The sequence below is a fragment of the Calditrichota bacterium genome (genome assembly GCA_013152715.1).
Taxonomy (GTDB): domain Bacteria; phylum Zhuqueibacterota; class Zhuqueibacteria; order Thermofontimicrobiales; family Thermofontimicrobiaceae; genus 4484-87.
This window is the reverse complement of sequence record JAADFU010000156.1, coordinates 1-5,143: the sequence shown is the minus strand read 5'-3', so window position 1 is coordinate 5,143 and position 5,143 is coordinate 1. Positions and strand designations below refer to the sequence as shown.

The window sequence follows — 5,143 nt, the reverse complement described above, 5'->3', positions numbered from 1 at the left end:
ATTGATCCGGTTCTGTGGGATCGTCCGTAATTGTAAATCCGGTCAAATCTACCGCATCATCTCCGGCATTGTACAATTCAATCCAGTCTTCATATTCACCGTCTTCGTCGGTATTGATGGTTTCGTTTCCGGCAAGAAATTCGTTGATAACAATTTCCGGCAACGGAGTCGGAGGCGAAACAATATGATTTGCCGCCGCTGGTGTCGGATCTGTTGTCAACTTGAAACTGCCGCTACCATCAACATCCCGCGCCAAAGAAATATCATCGGTTTGCTCGCCAAAAGTGAGCGTGTCGATTGCTGTACCGTCCGATGCGTAAAGACCGACAAATTCTCCGCCTTTTTTCAGTGAAAAATTGGTGTGCAATTCACCGGTCGTACGATCCTTTTTGGATGCCCACACCAGCAAAAACTCATGCGAGCCAAGCGTCACCGCTGGAAATGTCCATTGAATTGATCCGGTTCTGTGGGATCGTCCGTAATTGTAAATCCGGTCAAATCTACCGCATCATCTCCGGCATTGTACAATTCAATCCAGTCTTCGTATTCACCGTCTTCATCGGTATTGATGGTTTCGTTTCCGGCAAGAAATTCATTGATGACAATTTGTGAATAAAGATGAGTCGAGAGAAGAGCAGAAATGATGACAAAGAAAATTATAAATACACTCTTTGTTTTCATGGTGCTACTCCTTCAATATAAATTGTGCTATTTTTAATATTTCTATCAGTTAACAGGTAAATAATAATGTAACTGCATTAATATTAAGGCCAACAAGAAGCATCTTGATTTATTATACAAAATTAATTGTTTTTATGCAACATTTTTTTGCTCTTAATAGCAAAAAAATGTTGCATAACAATTTAGCATTCTTGATTCGCAAAAACATACATGAAGCGATCTTCACTCTTGCGGTCTTTGGATTGCTTTTACCACACCATCATTTTTCTATTTAGAAAAATTCGTGAAACTTATTTTTATAGACATGGTAAAAATTGTACTTTTTGCCATCACAAAACTCTAAAACGATTAAAATTAACATAGGAGCTTCTTCATGAAAAAGATCCCTTTTTTGCTTGCTTTTTTTGCAATCATCTTTTTAGCTTTTCATACAAGTTTTGCCTGCACCAACTTTCTCATCAGCAAAGGCGCCTCCAAAGATGGCTCGACAATGATCACTTACGCGGCTGATTCGCATGTGCTTTACGGCGAACTTTATTACACGCCGCCGGGCGATCATCTTCCCGGAGAAATGCTGGAAATTTACGAATGGGACACGGGAAAATTTCTCGGTAAAATTAAACAAGTCCCTCATACCTACGCCGTTGTCGGAAATATGAACGAACATCAGGTTTCCATTGGCGAAACGACCTGGGGTGGCAGACACGAGTTACGCAACAAAAATGCAATTATGGATTACGGCAGTTTAATGTACGTGGCTCTGCAGCGCGCAAAGACCGCCCGCGAAGCGATTCAAGTAATGACTCAATTAGTTGAAAAATACGGCTACTATAGCTCTGGCGAAACATTTTCCATCGCCGATCCCAACGAAGTGTGGATCATGGAAATGATCGCCAAAGGTCCCGGCAAGAAAGGCGCGGTCTGGGTGGCGCGACGCATTCCTGACGGCTACATCTCTGCGCACGCTAATCAGGCGCGCATCAGGCAGTTCCCGCTGAACGATCCGAAAAATTGTCTTTACGAAAAAGACGTCATCAATTTAGCGCGAGAGAAAGGCTATTTTTCCGGACGAAAATTTCAGTTTCGCCGATGCCTACGCTCCGCTGGATTACGGCGCGCTGCGATTTTGCGAAGCGCGAGTGTGGAGCATGTTTCGGCGCGCGGCTCCGTCGCTGAATTTGTCCATCGCTTACGTCAATGGCGTTCCCGGCGCAGAACCGCTGCCGTTGTGGATCAAGCCGGATAAAAAATTGTCCGTGCGCGATGTCATGGAACTGATGCGTGACCATGACCATTTTGAGGGTACGGAATTTGACATGACCAAAGACATCGGCGCTGGGCCTTACAAATTGCCTTATCGCTGGCGTCCTTTGACCTGGGAAGTCGATAGCGTCACTTACTGCAACGAGCGGGCTATTTCCACGCAACAGACAGGATTTTCTTTTGTCGCCCAGGCGAGAAATTGGCTGCCCGATCCAATTGGTGGCGTTTTCTGGTTCAGCGTGGACGACACGTACAGCACGGTTTACGTTCCGATTTACTGTTCCATTACCGAAGTACCAAAAAGTTACGCCGTAGGAACCGGTGATTTTCAGCACTTCACGTGGGAATCGGCATTTTGGGTGTTCAATTTTGTGTCCAATTATTGCTACCTGCGCTACAGCGACATGATTCAGGACGTGCAAAAAGTGCAGCGACAATTGGAAGGCAAATTTTTCGCTGATCAGCCGAAAATCGAGCAAGCAGCTCTTGCGCTGTACAAACAATCGCCGCGTTTGGCAGTTGATTATTTGACTCAATATTCTGTGAAGACATCAAATGCAACGGTTAAGCGCTGGAAGAAATTAGGCGAGTTTCTCATCTACAAATATCTTGATGGCAATGTGAAAGATGAATTTGGCAAAGTGCACCATCCAGGCTATCCGAAAAGCTGGTATCGCCGTATCATTGAAGATACCGGCGATCACTTTAAAATGAAAAATATCAAACATTGAGGAAATATGAAAAAAACCGATGTGCCGGACTATATTCGTCCTGTGGCGCTGGGAATTTTCAAAAAAAACGATGAAATCCTCGTTTTTCGCGGGCATGATTTCCACTCGAACGAAGATTTCTACCGGCCTCTGGGCGGCGGAATCGAATTCGGCGAAACCGGCAGCAAAGCGCTGAAGCGCGAGATCATGGAAGAAATGGGTGCAGAGATTGGTAATGTCGAATATCTGGCAACGCTTGAAAACATCTTTTCTTTGAACAACCAGACTGGGCATGAAATCGTGCTCGTGTATCGCGCCGATTTCTCGGAGGCAGAAATTTATCAGCGCAAAAAATTTCAAATCACCGAAGACGATCTCGAGCCGTACGATGCCTGCTGGAAGAATTTGAAAGAGTTCGAAACAGATGAAGCGATTCTGTATCCGGAAGGAATTTTAGAGATAATAATGCGTGCGGATTAAAAGTTATCCGAATCTGCCAATTTTATTTGCATTTTAAAATTGTGGTGCAGACGATCTTGAATCGCACAAAAAACATCATTGGAACTTTGATTTGTTATTTTGTGCGATCACTGCACCGGTTCAATCGCCTGATTCTGTTTATTTTTTTGACAATGATCCCGGATTTCACCACGACCATCACATCACAAATGTTTTTGGCGCTGAATTTCAAACAGTCCACGTCTTATTTTTGGAAAGGGCATCTGTCGGAGCAGTCAGGGAATCTATTTCGAGCATCAAATTTTCTCGAGGGGAACAATCTTTTTGACCGGCGTTATCAGGATATTGAATTTGTGCTGCGCCCGGGCCACTGGCTCCAGGCCGGCATTAAATATCAAAAATAGATGAAGAATGTAATCTCAACAGAGAATTTGGAACTGATTCATTAAAAATCAGGTAACAGTATTGACAATTCTCTTGTTTTGAAAAAATAAAATCAGGGAACGAAAAAGTGAAAAAATCCACCGATGCTATTATCGCCTTTTTATTTGAAAATTCCATGTTTTTGATCATTGGCACTATTGCCGGGCTTGTCTGGGCAAATTTGAGTTACGAATCCTATGAACATGTCAAGCATCTTGTATTCATCAAAAAGTTTCTTTTCGGCACACTGCAAGGTGACGGCTCCCATGCTGTTGATTTTCATTATTTCATTAACGATTTTATGATGGCGACATTTTTTGCGATTGCCGGAAAAGAAGTCTGGGAAGCCACTATGGCTAAAGGGCCTTTAAGTGATATGAAACGCGCTGCCGTGCCGATTTTCGCTGCTGTCGGCGGTATGGTGGTGCCGGCGGGGATTTATTTATTCGGCGCGTATTTGTCGGGACAATACAATGAATTAAGCACCGGCTGGGCTATTCCCGGCGCTACAGACATCGCCTTCAGCTACATGATCATACGACTCATTTTTGGGCCGGGTCATCCTGCCGTTCCGTTCCTTTTGCTGTTAGCCATCGTCGATGACGCCATCGGGCTAATGATTTTGGCAATTTTTTATCCGCAGGAAGAAGTGCAGTTTGCCTGGATGGCTTTGCCGGTGATCGCATTTGGCATTGGCTATTTGTTCAATCGCATAAAAATCGCCAGTTTTTGGCCTTATCTTTTGGTTCCGGGATTCATTTCATGGATTGGTTTTGCCAAAGCTGGTCTGCATCCGGCGCTGAGTCTGCTGCCAATTATTCCTATCATGCCGCATGCCCATTCTGACAAAGGTCTTTTCAACTGGCAGGAAATGGAAGACACAACTGACACACTCACTCGTTTTGAAAAATGGTGGAAAAATCCCGTTGAACTCGTGCTGATGTTGTTCGGCTTTCTTAATGCTGGGGTGCTGTTCAGCGCCGTCGGCGCTCCGACAGTACTTGTTCTCAGCGGACTTTTACTGGGAAAGCCAATCGGCATCTGGCTCAGTACGATGATCGCAGCGAAAGGTCTGAAATTGGGGTTACCCAAAGGCATCTCGCAAAAAGAGTTGCTCGTTGTCGGTTTTGCCGCCGGAATTGGTTTCACAGTTGCACTGTTTGTCGCTACTGTCGCTTTTCCGGCAGGGCCTGTACAGGATGCCGCCAAAATGGGTGCACTCGGTTCTTTCATTGCAGTACTGATCACATTTGCTCTGGCGAAAATTCTCAGGGTTGGAAGATATCAAAAATGATCCACGCAATTTCAGGCAGAAAAAAATACTTGCAACTTTATTTAAAAATAGCTACATTTATTCAAATTTAGTTCTTTGCAAATAATGTCATCGGTGCTCAAAGTGCCTAACAGGGAAAGCGGTGAAAATCCGCTGCAGCCCCGCTACTGTAACGAGCTACGAACGTCACACAACTCCGTCTACTACGAATTGCCACTGTCCGAATTTCATGGATGGGAAGGCGTGACAAGTAGGTTTGAAGCTCGAAGCCAGGAGACCTGCCGCATGACTGACTCCAGCAAAACCTTCGCGGGAGAGGTTTGGAATGAAATCG

General features: G+C 44.7%; 5 protein-coding genes, 1 pseudogene and 1 riboswitch. Of the genes and pseudogenes, 4 read left to right on the top strand and 2 right to left on the bottom strand.

From position 1 onward, the window contains the following. Both GXO74_12150 and GXO74_12145 read right to left on the bottom strand, forming a co-directional pair. The coding region (locus tag GXO74_12150; protein ID NOZ62419.1) for a lamin tail domain-containing protein at window positions 1–433 on the bottom strand (433 nt) is incomplete at its 3' end. After that, window positions 430–681 carry a lamin tail domain-containing protein gene (locus GXO74_12145; protein ID NOZ62418.1) on the bottom strand — a complete coding sequence of 84 codons (252 nt, stop codon included), beginning with the start codon at window positions 679–681 and terminating at the stop codon, window positions 430–432. The genes GXO74_12150 and GXO74_12145, both read right to left, overlap by 4 nt. Window positions 682–1,054: 373 nt before the next feature. Here GXO74_12145 and GXO74_12140 point away from each other — a divergent pair. The 4 genes and pseudogenes from GXO74_12140 to GXO74_12125 all read left to right on the top strand — a co-directional run bounded on the left by GXO74_12140 (window position 1,055) and on the right by GXO74_12125 (window position 4,830). Beyond that, a pseudogene (locus GXO74_12140) lies at window positions 1,055–2,675 on the top strand (dipeptidase). Between the two features lie 6 nt (window positions 2,676–2,681). Continuing rightward, entirely contained in the window at window positions 2,682–3,134 is a 453-nt protein-coding gene (locus GXO74_12135) for an NUDIX domain-containing protein (protein NOZ62417.1), read from the top strand. A gap of 56 nt (window positions 3,135–3,190) precedes the next feature. Then, window positions 3,191–3,517, top strand: coding sequence for a hypothetical protein (locus tag GXO74_12130; GenBank protein NOZ62416.1), 327 nt, complete (start codon window positions 3,191–3,193; stop codon window positions 3,515–3,517). A 155-nt stretch (window positions 3,518–3,672) separates the two neighbouring features. Then, complete coding sequence (locus GXO74_12125; protein NOZ62415.1) at window positions 3,673–4,830, top strand: Na+/H+ antiporter NhaA; 1,158 nt, start codon at window positions 3,673–3,675, stop codon at window positions 4,828–4,830. Window positions 4,831–4,904: 74 nt separating this feature from the next. Continuing rightward, window positions 4,905–5,110: riboswitch (cobalamin riboswitch) on the top strand. Window positions 5,111–5,143: the final 33 nt, after the last annotated feature.